Origin of the sequence: Streptomyces sp. PsTaAH-137, from assembly GCF_003259365.1 — a bacterium.
GTDB lineage: Bacteria > Actinomycetota > Actinomycetes > Streptomycetales > Streptomycetaceae > Streptomyces.
In genome coordinates this window covers 266,353-282,710 of the sequence record NZ_QLLY01000005.1, presented here as the reverse complement: position 1 = coordinate 282,710, position 16,358 = coordinate 266,353, and the positions used below count along the sequence as shown (strand labels likewise).

Genomic DNA, 16,358 nt, shown 5'->3' with positions numbered 1-16,358 from the left:
CCGGGTCTACCCGGCGTTCTGCGGACCGTCGCCGAACCGGGCCCTGCGGCGCAGCTTCGGCGGCCACTTGCGGGTGTCGCGCGGCTCCACGTAGGGCTCCTGCCCCTCCGGCAGCCCGCCGGAGATGGCGCGCTGCCGGGCCAGCTCCGCGTCGAATTCCAGGCCGAGCAGGATCGCCAGATTCGACAGCCACAGCCAGACCAGGAAGATGATGACGCCGGCCAGCGTGCCGTACGTCTTGTTGTACGAGCTGAACCCCGCCACGTACAGGGCGAACGCGCCCGAGGTCAGCAGCCACAGCAGCACCGCCACCACGCTGCCCGGGCTCAGCCAGCGGAAGCCGCCGCCACGGACGTTGGGCGCACGCCAGAACAGCAGCGCCACCATCAGCGCCACAAGGACCAGCAGCACCGGCCACTTCGCGATGTTCCAGGTGGTGACCGCGACGTCCCCGGCACCGATCGCCTCCCCGGCCCGGCGCGCCAGCGGCCCCGTGAACACGACGATCGTCGCGCTGACCGCGAGCAGCACCATCAACGTCACCGTCAGCGCCAGCCGCAGCGGTGTCACCTTCCACACCGGGCGGCCCTCGGGGAGGTCGTACACGGCGTTGGCGGTGCGGATGAACGCCCCGACGTAACCGGACGCCGACCAGATGGCCGCCACCAGGCTCACCACCGCGACGACCCCGCTCGAACCACCGGCGCCCTGGAGTTCCACGACGGCGTTGCCCAGCAGATCCCGTACCGGCCCCGGAGCGAGATGGCGCAGATTGTCGAGCACGCTCTTCGTCGCCGTCTCGCCGATGACGCCCAGCCCGGAGATCAGCACCAGCAGCGCGGGGAACAGCGACAGCACCCCGTAGTAGGTGAGGGAGGCGGCCTTGTCGGGCAGATCGTCGTCGATGAACTCCCTGGCCGTGCGGCGCACCACGGCCCACCACGAGCGGGCGGGCAGATCGGTCGGTTCACGCGGCTCCCGCGACCCCGACCGGTCTTCCCGCGCCTCGTCACTGTTCCGGTCACCGGTCATGGCGCCTCCTCGGGCTGCTGGGGCCGTTCTGCGCTCCGGGTGCCCCCGACGGCGCCGCGCACGCGTCGGCCGGCCCACGAGCGCCCCCGGTAGGGTCACCGTCATGGCGGACTGGGAGACAAGACCTGCTCAAGAGGCGGATGTCGAGACGATCGTCGAGCTGCGGGCCGTCGTGATGCGCCCCGATCTGGAGCGGCTCGGCCGCTTCGATCCGCACCGGGTGCGGCAGCGGTTCCGGGACGGTTTCGAGCCCGCGTACGCCTGGGTGATCGAGGTCGGCGGCGCGTTCGCCGGATGCGTCGCGCTGCGCCCGGCCGAGGACTGCCGCTGGCTGGAGCACTTCTTCCTCGCGCCCCACCTCCAGGGCAGCGGCATCGGCACGGCCGTCCTCACCCACCTCCTCGACCGCTGCGACCGGGACGGCGTCCCGGTCCGGCTGAACGTGTTGCAGGGCAGCCAGGCCCGACGCCTGTACGAACGGCTCGGATTCACCGTCGAGTCCGAGGACCCGGTGGACGTATTCATGGTGCGCAAGACGGCCTGAGGCGGTCAGGGCCGCAGATGGACGCCGAGCCCCGCGCGGCCCGGTGCGAGATCCGGGCGCAGCACCAGACCCTCGTCGTACCCGCCGCCCGCCTCGGCGCGGTACGCCAGGGGTTCCTCGTCGGGCAGCGTGCGCAGCCGCTCGCGCAGCGCGGCGGAGGTCCGGGCCGTGTCCGCCGGGTCGTGCCGGTCGGCGCCGTACACCACGAACGGCGCGAGCGGCGCCATCCCCGTGTACCAGAACGTGCCGTGCAGCAGCGGGAACAGCACCTCGTCCACGTGCCCGTGGATCCCGCGCGGCCCGAACCCGGACGGCCGGGCGCCCACCGACGTGACGACCAGCGCCCGCTTCCCGGCCAGGCCGCCGTCGCCGTAGCGGCGGGTGTGCCCGTCCGGCGCCTTCACCCCGAACCCGAGACCCTGCACCAGGACCCGGTCGAACCACCCCTTGAGGATGGCCGGCGGCCCGAACCACCACAGGGGGAAGTGCAGGACCACCACATCGGCCCGCGCCAGCTTCTCGATCTCCCCGCGGATGTCGGCACTCAACTCACCGCCCGCGTACGCGCGTTCCTGTGCGGCCCCGACGAACAGCCGCTCCCCGTCGGCGGGCGGGGGGCCGAAGTCGTCGGCGTCGAGCACCGCCTTCCACTTCATGGCGTACAGATCGGAGACCTCGTACGCGTGCCCGAGCCCGTCGAGGGTGCGGAGCGCGTCGGTCATCAAGGAGCCGTTGAGGGAGCGCTGTTCGGGATGGGCGAAGACCCAGAGGATGTTCATGCCTCCGATCGTGCGCGCCCGGCCCCGGGCCCGGTCAGTGGCCAGACGGCCATGAACCAAAAGAATCTGGCCAGTGCCGCCAAGGGGTCACCGCTCGTCCGGTGCCCGGCGCAGGACCACCTGGCGTTCCAGTTCCTGCCGGACCGCGGCGGGAAGCGTGCCGGTGCGGGGGAAGTCGATCAGCATCCGGGCCAGGCGGTCGGCCCGGACGCCGGTGCTCGCGGAGACCTCGCGCAGCGCGTCCAGGGCCTCGGCGGGCGTCATCCGGCCCATCGTGAGGATCACGCCGACGGCCTGGTCGATCCCGGCGTGCGAGGACATCTCGCGGCGCAGGTGGGCGATCTCGTCCTCCATCCGCGCCACGGTCGGCGCCGACGGCTCGGTGCCGTCGTCGGAGCCGGGCTGTGTGTCACGGGCGTCGGGCTGCAAGGCGCTACCTCCGGGGGCAAGGGGGGGGCGGGACGGAGAAAGGCGGGCGGAGGAGGCGTTGTTCAGCGGTCGGTCAGGGTGTGGAGCGGCGGCCGCCCGTAGGTGTCGCGGTAGAGCGTCGCGAAGCGGCCCGGGTGGTAGAAGCCCCAGCGGGCGGCGATGCCCGTGACCGTCACGCCCGTCGTCGGATCGGCGTCCCGCAGGTCGGCGTGCGCCCGCTCCAGACGGACCCGGCGCAGATGCGCGAGCGGCGTCGTGTCCAGGTGGCGGCGGAACGCGTACTGCAGGGCGCGGATGGTGACATGGGCCGCCGCGGCGATCTCCGCCACGGTGAGCGCCTCGTGCGCGTGCTCGTCGATGTGCGCGACGGCGCGGCGCAGCGTCGCCGAATGCGCGTCGTGGCGGTCCGTCCCGGTGGGCTCGGTGAGCGCCGTGTTCGGGAAGGCGGCCAGCACACTCGCGGCCAGGTGCTGGGCGGCCGTCGACACGATCAACGGCTCGGCCGCCGTGGCCGGATCGCCGAGCACGTGGTCGCGTACGTGGATGACGGTCCGCCGCAGATAGGAGGCCGCGGCGTCGGAGGTCGGCCGGTGGTCGAGCAGCCGGACGGGACCGGGGGCGGCCCGCGGATCGGTGGCGGCGACCCTGGTCAGCAGCTCCGGATCGAGCATGGTGATGTTGTAGCGGGCGGCGCAGATCCGCCCCTGGTAGGGCAGTTCGGGCGGCGCGAAGGAGACGACGTCGCCGGGGCCGAAGGCGTCCTCGACCTTCGCGAACCCGTGGTCCCGGATGGTGCCCTCGTGCACGAGACACAGACAGATCTTCTGCAACGGCGTCACGGCGTAGCTCATGTCGAAGTCGAGGTCGAGCTCGTCGACGGTCACGCCCGGCATCGCGTCACGCCGGATCCGGGCGCGGCCGGTCTCCGGGGTGCCGTTGCCGATCCGCATCCGCGCGTAGTTGCGCGAGAGGAAATCCTCCGTCACCTCGAGGTCGCTGCTGTCGAAGTGCAGGGTGTCCATGCCGCCTCTCCTCGTCCTCCACCGTGCCGTCTCGGCAGGAGAATATGACCGAGGGCGGCGCCACCGCCACGCGATCCCCCGAGCGGAGTCCTGTCCGCTTCGTTTTCTGGACAGCCCCGACCTGCGTCTTTCGTTTGCCGTGTCGTGTCGTGGGGCTCCGCTGGGCAGAGTTGTGCCCGTGGTGTGAACGGCACCACGACGAGGCGCGCGCAGGCGCGGGAACAGGAACGGAGGCGCGCTGCAAGGTGACGCGTCAGGACGACCGGTGTCCCAAGGCCACCGGACTGCAGGACGAGGTCCGTCAGCTGCAGCAGGCCATCGTTTCGCACAGCGTCGTCGACCAGGCGATCGGTGTGGTCATCGCCCTCGGCGGACTCACTCCCGAGCAGGGCTGGAGTGTGCTCCGAGAGGTCTCGCAGCATACGAACACGAAACTGCGGGAGATCGCCGAGCGGATCGTCGCCTGGACCGCCGGCGGTGAACTGCCCGACAGCGCGCGGCAGGCCCTCGACGCGGCGATGCTCCGCGCCCGGGACCCGGCGGAAGGCGATGGAGGCGACGGAGGCGACGGAGGCGACGGAGGCATGGAACGGTCCGGCTGACCCCCGTGCTCTCCCCGGCCGGGCTCAGCTCAGCTGCCGCCGCATCAGCGTCAGATCGAGCCACCTGCCGAACTTCGTGCCGACCTCCCGCAACGTCCCCGCGTGCGTGAAGCCGTGCCGCTCGTGCAGCCGGATCGACGCCGCGTTCCCCGCCTCGATCCCGGCGATCATGACGTGCAGCCCCGCCGCCTCCGCCGACGCGACGAGCGTGCCGAGCAGTGCGGATCCGACACCGCGGCCGTGGTTGCCCTCGGCGACGTACACCGAGTTCTCCACGGTGTGCCGGAACCCGGAGTAGTCCTTCCAGGGGCCGTAGACCCCGAACCCGACGACATCGCCCGCGCTGTCGGCCACGTACGCGGACCCGCGCCCCAGATGCGCGGCGAGCCAGGCCGCACCCTCCTCGCGGGACTGCGGCGTGTCCGTCCACAGCGCCGTGCCGTGCTCGATGGCGTGATTGCGGATGCCGAGGACGGCGTCCAGATCGGCCTCGTGCGCCGCGCGGACCTTCACGGACCCCGGCTGCGTCTCATATCGTAGATCCATGTCCAATATGATAGATCCCCTGGTGGAGCGGATCGGCGCCCGTATCCGCGCGGAGCGCGACCGGCGCGACTGGACCCTTGCGGAGCTCGCCGACGCCTCGGGCGTCTCGCGCGCCATGATCCACCGGATCGAGCGCGGCGAGAGCAATCCGACCGCCGTGGTGCTCGGCAAGCTGTCGGCCGCGTTCCGGCTGAGCGTGGCCACCCTGCTCGACCCGGACGGCACGGCGGAGGCCGAGCGCGTCCGGCGCGCCGAGGCGGCCCCGCGGTGGCTCGACCCGGAGACGGGGTACGCGCGGCGGCAGATCTCGGGCCCCGGGTTCCCCGCCGAGGTGGCCGAGGTCCGGCTGCCCGCCGGGGCCCGCGTGCCCTACCCCGCGGCCGCGTTCGCGTTCCACCGGCAGATCATCTGGGTGCTCGACGGCCGGCTCACCTTCCACGAGGGCGACACCGTGCACGAGCTGGCCGCGGGCGACACCGTCGAACTGGGCTCCCCGGCACCGTGCGTCTTCGTCAACTCCACCCCGAGCGAATGCCGTTACGCGGTCGTGCTCGTCCGGGACGAGACGCCGTGAGCCTGCCCCGCGGCGGCGTCGCGCTCCTCGGCTGCACCGCCGGGATCGCGCTCGCCAACAACTACGCCGTCCAGCCCGCGCTCGGAGACATCGCCCGCGACACCGGCACCTCGACGGCCGCCATCGGGCTCGTCACCACGGCCGCGCTCGCCGGCTGCATCGCGGGCTTCGCCTTCCTGCTGCCGCTCGTCGACCGCGCGGCGCCGCGCCGGCTCGTCACCGGACAGCTCCTGCTCCTGACCGCAGGACTGCTGCTCGCGGCGAGCGCCCGCGGTCTCGGGCCGCTGCTCGTCGCGTACGTCGTCGTGGGCGCCGGGGCGAGCGTCAGCGCGATGGCGTCGGCGATCGCGGGGCGAGGGGTGCCGGGGGAGCGGCGCGGTGCCGCCGTGGGGCTCGTCGCCGCCGGGATGTCCGCCGGGATCCTGCTCAGCCGGCTCATCGGCGGGGCGCTCGCCGATGCCGTCGGCTGGCGCGGGATGCTGCTCGTCTCCGCCGGGCTCGTGCTGGCCTGCGCGGGCGGCGCGTGGTGGCGGCTGCCGGACGAGCGGCCCGCGCCGCGGGGCGGCTATCTGGCGACGCTCGCCGAGCTGCCCGGACTGCTGCGCCGGTACCGCGCCCTGCGTCGGGCCGTCGTCCAGGGCAGCCTCTGGTACTTCGCCTTCAGCCTGGTCTGGGTGGCGCTCACGGTGCGGCTCGCGCAGCCCCCGTACGGGCTCGATGCCGCCGCCATCGGGCTCTACAGCCTCGCCGGGGCGCTGGGGTTCGCCGCGCTGCCGGTGGCCGGGCGGCTCGGTGACCGGTACTCGCCGCGCGCGGTGATCTGCGTGAGCATGGCGGTCGCCGCGGTGGGGGCGGGGGTGCTGTGCGCGGGGCTCGGGCGGCCGGTGCTCACCGGGGTGGGGCTCGCGCTGCTCGACGCGGGGTGCTTCACCGCGCAGGCCGCCAACCAGGCCCGGATCCTCGGGGTCGATCCGCGGCGGGGCGGGAGTCTCAGCGGGGTGTATCTGCTGCTGTACTTCTGCGCCGGAGCGGTGGGCTCCGCCGTGGCCGCGCCCCTGGTTTCCCGGGGTGGGTGGGGTGCGGCCTCTTTGGTGGTGCTGGGGGCGCTGGTGCTGGCCGGGGGGCTGGCGCTGGGGTGGCGGGACGCGTCCGCGTCTGCCGTTCCCGGGGGTCGTTCGGCGGGTGCGGCCCGGTGGGGCTTCGCGCGCAGTTCCCCGCGCCCCTGAAGCGAGCTGCGCTCGGTCAGGGGCGCGGGGAACTGCGCGCGAAGCCCCACCGGCCGTCAGCCGGGCGACGACCCGCTGCGTCACTTCTGAGCGCGGCGCGCTTCCTCTTCGGCGTGCTTCTTCTTGATGCGGACGTTTTCCTTGCGGACGTCGGCCTGCGTGGAGCGCTCCTTCTGGAGCCACTCGGGGTTCTCGGTCTTGAGGGACTCGATCTGCTCCGTGGTGAGGGCCTCGGTGACGCCGCCACGGGCCAGGCCCGCGATGGAGACGCCCAGCTTCTGCGCGACGACCGGGCGCGGGTGCGGGCCGTCGGCGCGCAGGGCGACGAGCCACTGCGGCGGGTCGGACTCCAGCGCGGCCAGTTCGGCGCGCGAGACGACGCCGTCCCGGAACTCGGCGGGGGTGGCATCGAGGTACACACCCAGCTTCTTCGCCGCGGTCGCGGGCTTCATGGTCTGGGTGCTCTGCTGCGAACTCATGAGGTCAAGGGTATCCAGCCGAACGGAGAGCCCCGACCACGCCGGGTAGCCTGGCCAGGTGACAGGCACGGAAGAAACCCCCGCACCGCCCGCGGCCCCCGGGTTCAGGCTCGCGTACGTTCCCGGCGCCACCCCCGCCAAGTGGGTGCGGATCTGGCGCGAGCGGCTGCCCGGCGTCCCGCTGGAGCTGGTCCCCGTGCCCGCCGCCGAGGTGGCCGACGTGCTGCGCGGCGGTGGCGCCGACGCCGGGCTGGTGCGGCTGCCCGTGGACCGTACGTTCTTCAGCGCGATCCCCCTGTACACGGAGACGACCGTCGTGCTGGTCCCGAAGGACCACGCTGTGGCCGCCGTCGAGGAGGTCACCCTGGCCGACCTCGCCGACGAGATCGTCCAGCACCCGCTCGACGACGTACTGGAGTGGGCGGAGCGCCCGCCGGGGCAGCCCGCGTTCGAACGGCCGGCCACCACGGCGGACGCCGTCGAGCTGGTCGCGGCGGGCGTCGGCCTGCTCGTCGTGCCGCAGTCCCTGGCCCGGCTGCACCACCGCCGCGACCTCACCTACCGCACGGTCACCGACGCGCCCGGCTCCAGCATCGGCCTCGCCTGGCCGGAGGAGCGGACCACCGACGAGGTCGAGGACCTCATCGGCATCGTGCGCGGCCGCACGGTCAACAGCTCCCGGGGCCGCACGCAGGCCGCTGCCGAGCGCCCGGCCAAGAAGGCCGCGGCACCGCGGAAGGGCGGCACCGGAAGGCAGCCGCAGAAGCAGGCGGCCAGTGGCCGCAAGCAGGGTGGAAAGCCCCAGGGCGGGAAGGCGCAGGGCGGCAAGCGGGGCAAGCCCCGCAAGCGGTCGTAGGGCGTTTTCCGAAAGGGGCGTCAGTGCGGCGCCCCGGCCCGCAGGCCGTCCATCACCAGATCGAGCAGGCGCCCCGCGCGTGCCTGCCAGTCGCCCCGCGGGTCGATCTGCCACAGGCCCGCTATGGCCAGCATGAAGTCGTCGGTGCTCACGCCGGGCCGGATCGTGCCGGCCTCCTCGTTCGCGGCGAGCAGGAGCGTGACCGCGTCCGTCAGCAGACCGTGCGCGATGGACTTGAAGGCGCCGGGGGCAGTCGTCGCCTCCCGCAGCGCGTTCGCCAGACCCGCCTTGGCCATCGCGTACTGGGCGAGCCGGTCCATCCACTCCCGCAGCGCCACCTCCGGCGCGCGGGCGCACAGCAACTGGGCGGCGGTGTCGGCGACCTGCTGTACCTCGTACCGGTACACCTCCAGGACCAGGGCCTCCCGGCTGGGGAAGTTGCGGTAGAACGTCCCCTGGCCGACACCCGCCTTCTTCGCGATCGCGCTCAGCGGCGCGTCGGCCGATCTGGTCAGCTCGGTGAGAGCCACCTCCAGGATGCGCTCGCGATTGCGCTGGGCGTCCGAGCGCAGCGGGGCCTGCTTGTCCGGGTGCACGCGTCCTCCTTCGGCCGTGGCTCGGAAACATCCTTGCTGGGCGGACAGTTGTCCACTACGGTCGATGACCGTAGAACGGACAGGTGTCCACTTAGGGTCACCATAGTGTCCCCGCGACGCACCCCCACCACCGAGGCGTCTCACCGAGACGTACGTCCACCGCCGCCCCCCTCCTGCGTACAGCGCCGATTCTCCTCGCACCAGAGCAACGCAACTGCGAAAGAAGGCTGTTCATGGCTCCGGCCGACAACTCCGCGTCCAGCACGATCACTCTGCACGTCAACGGGGAGAAGCACACCCTGCCCGTCGATCACCGCACCACCCTGCTCGACGCCCTGCGCGAGCGGCTCGATCTCACCGGCACCAAGAAGGGCTGCGACCAGGGGCAGTGCGGAGCCTGCACGGTGCTCGTGGACGGGCGCCGCGCGGTGTCCTGTCTCCAGCTCGCGGTCGCCGCCGAGGGGCGCGAGATCACCACCATCGAGGGCGTCGCCGAGGGCGACCGGCTGCACCCGGTGCAGGAGGCGTTCCTCGAACTCGACGGATACCAGTGCGGCTACTGCACCCCCGGCCAGATCTGCTCCGCGCTCGCCGTCCTGGAGGAGCACGCGGCGGGCTGGCCCAGCGCGGCCACCGGTGACGTACGCCCCGAGGCCGGTCCGCCACCGCTGACCCCGGAGGAGATCAGGGAACGGATGAGCGGGAACCTGTGCCGCTGCGGCGCCTACGGGTCGATCGTGCGCGCCGTCCAGCAGGCCGCCGAGACGAAGGAGCAGCTGGCATGAGGGAGTTCGGCTACGAGCGGGCGCTCGACGTGTCCGGTGCGGTGGCGGTGCTCGGCGCCGACCCCGAGGCACGCTTCCTCGGCGGCGGCACCAACCTCGTCGACCTGATGAAGGCGGGGATCGAGCGCCCCGCGCGCCTGGTCGACGTACGGGAACTGCCCCTGGACCGGATCGAGTCCACCCCCGACGGCGGGCTGCGGATCGGGGCCACCGTCACCAACAGCGACCTCGCCGCCCACCCCGAGGTGCGCCGTCGCTACCCCGCGCTGAGCCAGGCCGTGCTGGCCGGTGCCTCCGGGCAGCTGCGGAACATGGCGACCGTCGGCGGCAATCTGCTCCAGCGCACCCGCTGCGGCTACTTCACCGACGTCAGCAAGCCGTGCAACAAGCGCGTACCGGGCAGCGGTTGCCCCGCCGTCGAGGGCGAGCACCGCAACGCCGCCGTGTTCGGCGCGAGCGAGCACTGCGTGGCCGTGCACCCGTCCGACATGGGCGTCGCGCTCGCCGCCTTCGACGCGGTCGTCACGTACGAAACCGCCGAGGGGAGCGGGGAGTCGGCGCTCGCCGACTTCTATCTCGCCGTCGGCGACACCCCGCACCTGGAGACGGCCCTGCCGTCCGGCGCGCTCATCACCGGGGTGGTCCTGCCGCCCGCGCCCGTCGCCGCCCGCTCCCGCTACCGCAAGGTGCGCGAAAGGGCCTCGTACGCCTTCGCCATCGGCTCGGCGGCCGTCGCCCTCGACGTGCGGGACGGTGTCGTGCACGACGTGCGGCTCGCGTTCGGCGCCGTCGCCTCCCGGCCCTGGCGGGCCCGTACGGCCGAGCGGGCGCTGCTCGGCGGGCCCGCGACCGGCGAGGCGTTCGCCGCGGCGGCCGACGCCGAACTCGCGGCGGCGAGCCCGCTGTCGCAGAACGCGTACAAGGTGCCCCTGATGCGCAACCTCGTCGTGGCCATGCTCACCGAACTCACCGAACTCACCGGGCGCGACGGTTCCAGCGATTCCGACCAGGAGGCCGGCCGATGACCACCACAGCGACGACCAGCGGGCAGCGCTCGGTCGGGGCCGCGCGCACCCGCATCGAGGGACTGGAGAAGGTCACCGGCACCGCCCGGTACGCGAGCGAGCTGCCGTTCACCGAACTCGCCCACGGCTGGCTGGTGCTGTCGACGGTGGCGCGCGGCCGGATCCGGGAGATCGGCGACGCGGCGGTCTCGGCGATGCCCGGCGTCCTCGCCGTACTCCACCACGGCAACGCGCCACGGGTGTCGACCGACTACATCGGCCAGCTCGGCGCCCCCGACCCCATCCTCGGCGTCTTCCAGGACGGCCGGGTGCCGCACGCGGGCTGGCCCGTCGCGCTCGTCGTCGCCGAGACGTCCGAGCAGGCCAGGGAGGCCGCCGAGGCGCTCACCGTCGCGTACGACACCGAGCCGCACGACAGCGTGTTCCGCGCCGACCACCCGGCCGCCTACACGCCCGAGGCCCAGACCGAGACCAAGGGCGACCTGGAGGCCGAACTCGCCGCGTCCCAGGTGGTGTTCGACGCCACGTACACGACGCCCGAGCAGCACCACAGCGCCATGGAGCCGCACGCGTGCACCGCGCGCTGGGAGGACGGGCGCCTGGAGGTCGTCGACTCCAACCAGGGCAGCATGTGGGTCGCCGACGAACTGGCCAAGCTGTTCTCGCTCGACCTGTCGGCCGTGCGGGTCCGCTCCGAGCACGTCGGCGGCGCCTTCGGCTCCAAGGGCGTGCGGGCCCACCACGTCGCCGCCGTGATGGCCGCGACCCAGCTCCAGCGCCCGGTCCGCGTCTCCATGACACGCCGTCAGGTCTTCGCCGCCACCGGCTACCGCAGCCCGACCTCCCAGCGCGTACGGCTCGGCGCCGCGCCCGACGGCCGGCTGCGCGCCTTCGGCCATGAAGCCACCAGCATGACCTCGAACGTGAAGGAGTTCATCGAGTCGAGCGCCGGCTACGGGCGCGCGATGTACGCGGCCGACGCGCACCACACCGTGCACCGGGTGGTGCCGGTGGACGTGCCGACGCCGACGTTCATGCGGGCGCCGGGCGAGGCACCCGGCTCGTTCGCCGTGGAGTGCGCGCTCGACGAACTCGCCGAGAAGCTCGGCGTGGACCCGATCGCGCTGCGCGTGCGCAACGAACCCGAGGTCGGCCCGGTCTCCGGCCTGCCGTTCAGCAGCCGCAACCTGCTGGCCTGCTTCGACGAGGGCGCGCGCCGCTTCGGCTGGGCCGGGCGCGATCCACGGCCCAGGACGCGCCGCGACGGGCGCTGGCTGATCGGCACCGGCGTCTCCGCGTCGACCTTCCCCTCCGGGGTCGCCCCGTCCACCGCGTCGGTCACCGCCGAGCAGGACGGCACCTTCACCGTCCGGATCACCGCGTCCGACGTCGGCACGGGCGCGCGCACGGCCCTGTCGTCGATCGCCGCCGACGCGCTGGACGTGACGCCCGACCGGGTCCATGTCCGCATCGCCGACAGCGACTTCGGGCCCGCCTGGGTCTCCGGCGGCTCGATGGGCACCCGCTCCTGGGGCTGGGCCGTCATGGCGGCCGCCCGCGAACTGCGCGAGACGCTGCCGCTCGCGCCGGGGGAGATCCCGGAGGGCGGCATCACGGTCCGTACGGACACCGCGAGCCTCGTGGCCGAACTGGCGCAGAAGGAACGGCACTCGTTCGGCGCCCAGTTCGCCGAGGTCGCCGTCGACGTCACCACCGGCGAGGTCCGCGTACGCCGACTCCTCGGGGTCTTCGCGGCGGGCCGCATCATCAACCCCCTCACCGCGCGCAGCCAGTTGACCGGAGGTATGACCTGGGGCATCTCCATGGCGCTGCACGAGGAGGCGGTGCGCGACGAGACGTCCGGCGGCCACGTCGGGGCGGACTTCGCCGGCTACCACTTCGCCGCCAACGCCGACATCCCCGCCATCGAGGCCGACTGGGTCGACGACCCGGACCCGACCGACCCCGTCGGCATCAAGGGCATCGGCGAGATCGGCATCGTCGGCACCGCCGCGGCGATCGCCAACGCGGTGTGGCACGCGACCGGCGTCCGCCACCGCGATCTGCCGCTGCGCCCCGACCGGATCCTCGACGGTGAATCGCGGGCCGCGGACCGGGAAGGGCCGCATGCTTGACCTGGCCGCCGAACTGGCCGATTGGGTCGCCCAGGGACGGGAGTTCGCCGTCGCCACCGTCGTCTCGGTGAGCGGCAGCGCACCCCGTCCGCCGGGCGCGGCCCTCGCCGTCGACACCGCGGGCGAGGTCATCGGCTCGGTCTCCGGCGGCTGCGTCGAGGGCGCCGTCTACGAGCTGTGCGAGCAGGCCCTCGCGGACGGCGTGCCGGTCCGCGAGAGCTTCGGGTACAGCGACGACGACGCGTTCGCGGTGGGCCTGTCCTGCGGGGGAGTCGTCGAGGTCCACGTCGTCCCCGTACGCACCGGCTCGCCGTCCCGTACGACGGTGGAGGCGGCCCTCGCGCTCGCGGCGCGCGGCGAGGCGGTGGCCCTCGCCCGGGTCCTCGACGGGCCCGCGCCGCTCGTCGACTCCGGCGGGCTGCTCCTCGTACGTCCCGACGGCTCGGCGGAAGGGGCCCTCGGCTCGGCCGACGACGCCGGGCTCGCCGCGCAGGCCCGGGCCCTCCTCGACCTCGGGCGCACCGGCGTCTGCGCGGTCCCGGAGAGCTCGGCGCGCTGCGGCGCGGACGTCACCCTGTTCGTCGAGTCGAGCGTGCCGCCCGCGCGGATGATCGTGTTCGGCGCCGTCGACTTCGCCGGGGCGCTGGTGCGGGTCGGCAAGCTGCTCGGGTTCCACGTGACCTTGTGCGACGCGCGCCCGGTGTTCGCGACGCGCGCCCGCTTCCCGGAGGCCGACGAGGTCGTCGTGGAGTGGCCCGACCGCTATCTGCGGGCCACCGCCACCGACGAGCGGACGGTGCTGTGCGTACTCACGCACGACGCCAAGTTCGACGTGCCGCTCCTGGAGGTGGCGCTGCGGCTGCCCGCGGCGTACGTCGGCGCGATGGGCTCCCGGCGCACCCACGCGGACCGCTCGCAGCGGCTGCGCGAGGCGGGCGTGACCCCGCGCGAACTGTCCCGTCTGCGCTCACCGATCGGCCTCGACCTCGGGGGCCGCACCCCCGAGGAGACCGCCATGTCCATCGGCGCGGAGATCGTGGCGGTGCGGCGGGGCGGGAGCGGGGCTCCGCTGGCCGAGGGGGACGGCGCGATCCACGCCGGGTGAGAGCGGCACGGAGTGAGGGCCGCACGAAAGGCGTGCGGCCCTGCTCCCCGCCCGGTCAGGCGCCCACCGTGCCGTCGACGCCCTCGCGCAGGAAGTCGGCGTGCCCGTTGTGACGGCCGTACTCCAGGAGGACGTGCACCATCACCATCCGCAGCGATACGTCCTCGCCCCAGCGCGGCTGATGCCCGGCGACGTCCAGGGACGCGGCCTCCCGCTCGATCCGCCGGGAGGTCTCCACCTCGGCCCGCCACGCGGTGAACGCCTCGGCGCGGGTCGACGTGCTCGCGTCGTACGCCGCCTGGAAGTCGATCTCGTCGGACCAGACCATCGGCGCGTCATGGTCCTCGAACACCCGCCGGAACCAGGCGCGCTCCACCTCCGCCATGTGCCGCACCAGACCGAGCAGCGACAGCGTGGACGGTGCCATCGACTGCTTCCGCAGCTCCTCGTCGGTCAGGCCCTCGCACTTCATGGCGAGGGTCTCCCGGTGGTAGTCGAGGAAGGCGCGCAGCGTCTCGCGTTCCGTACCGAAGTGCGGGGGCCCTACCCGGGTGTCGGTGGTCATGGGATGTCCTTCGTGGTGAGACCTGACGTCGTACGCGCGTCCGGTGACCGTACCGGGTACGGTGCGCGGGGTGTGCGGGGCGGGTCGGCCGAGGTGAGAGGGGCGCGTGACGATGCTGGCTTCGGAGGTGGCGCGGGCGGTGCCCGCGGCGAAGGCGATCGCCTCGTCACTCGGCCTGGCGGCCGACGACGCGATCGTGCTCCAGAACTCGAACAAGCTCACGCTGCGCCTGCTGCCGGGCGACGTCCTGGCCCGGGTGGCGCCGGAGACGGACCACGTCGCCCGGTTCGAGATCGAGCTGGCGCGACGGCTCACCGAGGCCGGCTGCCCGGTGGCCGCCCTCGACCCCAGAGTGGCGCCGGACGTCCACGAGCGGGACGGCTTCGCGGTGACCCTGTGGACCCACTACGCGTCCGTGGCGCCGGGAGAGATCGGAGACGCCGAGTACGCGGTCGCGCTGAAGAAGCTCCACACCGGAATGCGTCAACTCGACGTCCCTGCGCCCCACTTCACCGAACGAGTCGCGCAGGCCCGCGGCCTCGTCGCCGACCGCGACCGCACTCCCGCGCTCGGCGACGCGGACCGGCGGCTGCTCGCCGACACCCTGGACGAGCGGTGCCGGGCGATCACTGGGCGCGGCGGCCCCGAGCAACTGCTGCACGGCGAGCCGCACCCGGGCAACCTCCTCGCCACCCGGCACGGCCCGCTCTTCATCGACCTGGAGACGGTGTGCCGGGGGCCGGTCGAGTTCGACCTCGCCCATGCCCCCGACGCCGTCGCCGCCCACTGTTCGGGCATCGATCCCGACCTGCTGCACGACTGCCGGATCCTGGTGCTCGCGATCATCACGACGTGGCGCTGGGATCGGGACGACCAGTTGCCGGACGGGCATCGTCTGGGCAGGGAGTGGCTGGACCGGATCCGGGCCGAGGGCCCGAGCGCGTAGACAGACCGCTGTCGCGCGCCTATCGGGCGAAGTTGGCGGCGATGCGTTGCTGGATGTAGTCGCCGCCGGTGATCGGCGGATAGCGCCGCTCGGGCCCCTCGATCACCGCGTCACGGTCGGCCTGCGCGAAGAACGCGATGCTGTAGCGCGCCGACCGGTCGTCGTCGGGCCCCGGCGACTTCACCCGGTGGAAGTTGGACGGCAGCCGGTCGTCGCTCCACCGCATCAGCATGTCGCCGATGTTGCACGTGATGACGCCGTCGGCTGGCTCCACCGGAGTCCACTCCTGGGCCTCGGCCTCCTTGCCGGGGCACACCTGGAGACCGCCCTGCCCGTCGCGCTGGAACAGCAGCGTCAGACAGTCGAAGTCGGTGTGCGCGCCCGCCCGCCACACGTCCGCGGGGATCTCGGCGTCGTCGGGAACGGCGAAGTAGTGCAGCATCCGCAGCGTCGACTGGTACTGCGCGCTCTCCGGGTCGTGGGCCCGCGCGAAGAATCCCTCGGGCAGCGCCAGCCTGTCGGCGAAGCAGCCCAGGACGCGCATCGCGAGGTCCCGGCAGCGCGCCTCGAAGGCGAGGGTGCGCTCCTGGAAGCCGGGCAGTGCGTCGTCCGGCCACAGTCCCTCCATGTGCGGCCGGGTGACCTGGTACGACTCCTTCTGGTCCGGTGTCCCCACCGACGGCCGGACCTGGGTCATCGACTCCCAGCCGGAGTTGAGCCCCTTCTTCAGTCCGTGCCGCGCCTTGGTGTCCTCCGGCAGCCCGAAGAACCCCGCGGCGTCGGCGAACGCGCCGTCCACGACGGGCTGTTCGATGCCGTGGTTCACGAGCTGGAAGAAGCCGATGTCGGTCGCGGCCGCCCACAGCTCCTCGGTGATCTCGGCCCTGCGGGCGTCGAAGTCGGTGAGGTCGATCCGGCGGATCTCCCGGTCGGAGGTCTCCGTCCCGGCCCCGCCCATCCGGGTTTCCTTGTCCAACTCGGCCAGCTGGTACGTGGTGTTGGTCATCGCGGTTTTCGCTCCTGAGGAGTGAGGTCCCACGGGATGCAGTCACCGCCCCTGCGATCCCCACCACGGACGCACAGAGGTCCGCGGGCACGGTCACGGCGGACCC

Annotated in this window: 19 protein-coding genes; 10 read left to right on the top strand and 9 right to left on the bottom strand. The window is 73.2% G+C overall.

Features of this window, described 5'->3' with window-relative positions; genetic code table 11:
- Window positions 1-6: 6 nt before the first annotated feature.
- A complete protein-coding gene (locus K377_RS13080) occupies window positions 7-1,032 on the bottom strand; it encodes a YihY/virulence factor BrkB family protein (RefSeq protein ID WP_111663459.1) in 1,026 nt (341 codons plus the stop codon).
- Window positions 1,033-1,135: 103 nt separating this feature from the next.
- On the opposite strand from K377_RS13080, the gene K377_RS13075 reads away from it, so the two are divergent.
- Window positions 1,136-1,576 (top strand): GNAT family N-acetyltransferase, encoded by a 441-nt coding sequence (locus K377_RS13075; protein WP_111663458.1) that lies wholly within the window; start codon window positions 1,136-1,138, stop codon window positions 1,574-1,576.
- A gap of 5 nt (window positions 1,577-1,581) precedes the next feature.
- On the opposite strand, the gene K377_RS13070 is transcribed toward K377_RS13075, so the two are convergent.
- From K377_RS13070 to K377_RS13060, 3 genes are all read right to left on the bottom strand, one after another.
- A complete protein-coding gene (locus tag K377_RS13070) occupies window positions 1,582-2,355 on the bottom strand; it encodes an NAD(P)H-dependent oxidoreductase (RefSeq protein ID WP_111663457.1) in 774 nt (257 codons plus the stop codon).
- A gap of 87 nt (window positions 2,356-2,442) precedes the next feature.
- Window positions 2,443-2,784 (bottom strand): ANTAR domain-containing protein, encoded by a 342-nt coding sequence (locus K377_RS13065; protein ID WP_111663456.1) that lies wholly within the window; start codon window positions 2,782-2,784, stop codon window positions 2,443-2,445.
- A gap of 62 nt (window positions 2,785-2,846) precedes the next feature.
- Complete coding sequence (locus K377_RS13060; RefSeq protein WP_111663455.1) at window positions 2,847-3,806, bottom strand: helix-turn-helix transcriptional regulator; 960 nt, start codon at window positions 3,804-3,806, stop codon at window positions 2,847-2,849.
- 245 nt (window positions 3,807-4,051) lie between these two features.
- On the opposite strand from K377_RS13060, the gene K377_RS42235 reads away from it, so the two are divergent.
- Window positions 4,052-4,408, top strand: coding sequence for an ANTAR domain-containing protein (locus K377_RS42235; RefSeq protein WP_258395031.1), 357 nt, complete (start codon window positions 4,052-4,054; stop codon window positions 4,406-4,408).
- Between the two features lie 24 nt (window positions 4,409-4,432).
- On the opposite strand, the gene K377_RS13050 is transcribed toward K377_RS42235, so the two are convergent.
- Entirely contained in the window at window positions 4,433-4,954 is a 522-nt protein-coding gene (locus tag K377_RS13050; protein ID WP_181512555.1) for a GNAT family N-acetyltransferase, read from the bottom strand.
- Between K377_RS13050 and K377_RS13045 the strand changes: the two genes are divergently transcribed.
- Both K377_RS13045 and K377_RS13040 read left to right on the top strand, forming a co-directional pair.
- The gene (locus K377_RS13045) at window positions 4,953-5,528 is read left to right on the top strand and encodes an XRE family transcriptional regulator (RefSeq protein ID WP_111663452.1); all 576 of its coding nucleotides are present in this window, start codon (window positions 4,953-4,955) and stop codon (window positions 5,526-5,528) included. The genes K377_RS13050 and K377_RS13045 overlap by 2 nt on opposite strands.
- A complete protein-coding gene (locus K377_RS13040; RefSeq protein WP_111663451.1) occupies window positions 5,525-6,754 on the top strand; it encodes an MFS transporter in 1,230 nt (409 codons plus the stop codon). Before K377_RS13045 ends, K377_RS13040 begins: the two co-directional genes overlap by 4 nt.
- An 80-nt stretch (window positions 6,755-6,834) precedes the next feature.
- Here K377_RS13040 and K377_RS13035 read toward each other — a convergent pair whose 3' ends face one another.
- On the bottom strand, window positions 6,835-7,233 hold the full coding sequence (locus K377_RS13035) for a DUF5997 family protein (RefSeq protein ID WP_111663450.1): 399 nt from the start codon (window positions 7,231-7,233) through the stop codon (window positions 6,835-6,837).
- Window positions 7,234-7,291: 58 nt separating this feature from the next.
- Between K377_RS13035 and K377_RS13030 the strand changes: the two genes are divergently transcribed.
- Entirely contained in the window at window positions 7,292-8,089 is a 798-nt protein-coding gene (locus tag K377_RS13030) for a LysR substrate-binding domain-containing protein (protein ID WP_111663449.1), read from the top strand.
- Between the two features lie 20 nt (window positions 8,090-8,109).
- Here the strand turns inward: K377_RS13030 and K377_RS13025 are convergent, their stop codons facing one another.
- The gene (locus tag K377_RS13025; RefSeq protein WP_111663448.1) at window positions 8,110-8,685 is read right to left on the bottom strand and encodes a TetR/AcrR family transcriptional regulator; all 576 of its coding nucleotides are present in this window, start codon (window positions 8,683-8,685) and stop codon (window positions 8,110-8,112) included.
- Between the two features lie 233 nt (window positions 8,686-8,918).
- Between K377_RS13025 and K377_RS13020 the strand changes: the two genes are divergently transcribed.
- The 4 genes from K377_RS13020 to K377_RS13005 are packed head-to-tail and all read left to right on the top strand — an operon-like array spanning window position 8,919 to window position 13,735.
- Window positions 8,919-9,470, top strand: coding sequence for a (2Fe-2S)-binding protein (locus K377_RS13020; protein ID WP_111663447.1), 552 nt, complete (start codon window positions 8,919-8,921; stop codon window positions 9,468-9,470).
- Complete coding sequence (locus K377_RS13015; protein ID WP_111663446.1) at window positions 9,467-10,495, top strand: xanthine dehydrogenase family protein subunit M; 1,029 nt, start codon at window positions 9,467-9,469, stop codon at window positions 10,493-10,495. Before K377_RS13020 ends, K377_RS13015 begins: the two co-directional genes overlap by 4 nt.
- Window positions 10,492-12,630 (top strand): xanthine dehydrogenase family protein molybdopterin-binding subunit, encoded by a 2,139-nt coding sequence (locus K377_RS13010; RefSeq protein WP_111663445.1) that lies wholly within the window; start codon window positions 10,492-10,494, stop codon window positions 12,628-12,630. The genes K377_RS13015 and K377_RS13010 overlap by 4 nt, the downstream gene beginning before the upstream one ends.
- Entirely contained in the window at window positions 12,623-13,735 is a 1,113-nt protein-coding gene (locus tag K377_RS13005) for an XdhC family protein (protein ID WP_111663444.1), read from the top strand. The genes K377_RS13010 and K377_RS13005 overlap by 8 nt, the downstream gene beginning before the upstream one ends.
- A gap of 55 nt (window positions 13,736-13,790) precedes the next feature.
- Here the strand turns inward: K377_RS13005 and K377_RS13000 are convergent, their stop codons facing one another.
- On the bottom strand, window positions 13,791-14,300 hold the full coding sequence (locus K377_RS13000) for a DinB family protein (RefSeq protein WP_111663443.1): 510 nt from the start codon (window positions 14,298-14,300) through the stop codon (window positions 13,791-13,793).
- Window positions 14,301-14,412: 112 nt separating this feature from the next.
- On the opposite strand from K377_RS13000, the gene K377_RS12995 reads away from it, so the two are divergent.
- Window positions 14,413-15,246 (top strand): aminoglycoside phosphotransferase family protein, encoded by an 834-nt coding sequence (locus K377_RS12995; RefSeq protein ID WP_111663715.1) that lies wholly within the window; start codon window positions 14,413-14,415, stop codon window positions 15,244-15,246.
- Window positions 15,247-15,265: 19 nt separating this feature from the next.
- Here K377_RS12995 and K377_RS12990 read toward each other — a convergent pair whose 3' ends face one another.
- Entirely contained in the window at window positions 15,266-16,252 is a 987-nt protein-coding gene (locus tag K377_RS12990; RefSeq protein ID WP_111663442.1) for an isopenicillin N synthase family oxygenase, read from the bottom strand.
- Between the last annotated feature and the right edge of the window lie 106 nt (window positions 16,253-16,358).

Coding starts and splice junctions, on each gene's coding strand:
- K377_RS13080 (WP_111663459.1), bottom strand. CDS start 1,032: ATGACCGGTGACCGGAACAGTGACGAGGCGCGGGAAGACCGGTCGGGG.
- K377_RS13075 (WP_111663458.1), top strand. CDS start 1,136: ATGGCGGACTGGGAGACAAGACCTGCTCAAGAGGCGGATGTCGAGACG.
- K377_RS13070 (WP_111663457.1), bottom strand. CDS start 2,355: ATGAACATCCTCTGGGTCTTCGCCCATCCCGAACAGCGCTCCCTCAAC.
- K377_RS13060 (WP_111663455.1), bottom strand. CDS start 3,806: ATGGACACCCTGCACTTCGACAGCAGCGACCTCGAGGTGACGGAGGAT.
- K377_RS13045 (WP_111663452.1), top strand. CDS start 4,953: ATGTCCAATATGATAGATCCCCTGGTGGAGCGGATCGGCGCCCGTATC.
- K377_RS13050 (WP_181512555.1), bottom strand. CDS start 4,954: ATGGATCTACGATATGAGACGCAGCCGGGGTCCGTGAAGGTCCGCGCG.
- K377_RS13035 (WP_111663450.1), bottom strand. CDS start 7,233: ATGAGTTCGCAGCAGAGCACCCAGACCATGAAGCCCGCGACCGCGGCG.
- K377_RS13020 (WP_111663447.1), top strand. CDS start 8,919: ATGGCTCCGGCCGACAACTCCGCGTCCAGCACGATCACTCTGCACGTC.
- K377_RS13015 (WP_111663446.1), top strand. CDS start 9,467: ATGAGGGAGTTCGGCTACGAGCGGGCGCTCGACGTGTCCGGTGCGGTG.
- K377_RS13010 (WP_111663445.1), top strand. CDS start 10,492: ATGACCACCACAGCGACGACCAGCGGGCAGCGCTCGGTCGGGGCCGCG.
- K377_RS13005 (WP_111663444.1), top strand. CDS start 12,623: ATGCTTGACCTGGCCGCCGAACTGGCCGATTGGGTCGCCCAGGGACGG.
- K377_RS13000 (WP_111663443.1), bottom strand. CDS start 14,300: ATGACCACCGACACCCGGGTAGGGCCCCCGCACTTCGGTACGGAACGC.
- K377_RS12995 (WP_111663715.1), top strand. CDS start 14,413: ATGCTGGCTTCGGAGGTGGCGCGGGCGGTGCCCGCGGCGAAGGCGATC.
- K377_RS12990 (WP_111663442.1), bottom strand. CDS start 16,252: ATGACCAACACCACGTACCAGCTGGCCGAGTTGGACAAGGAAACCCGG.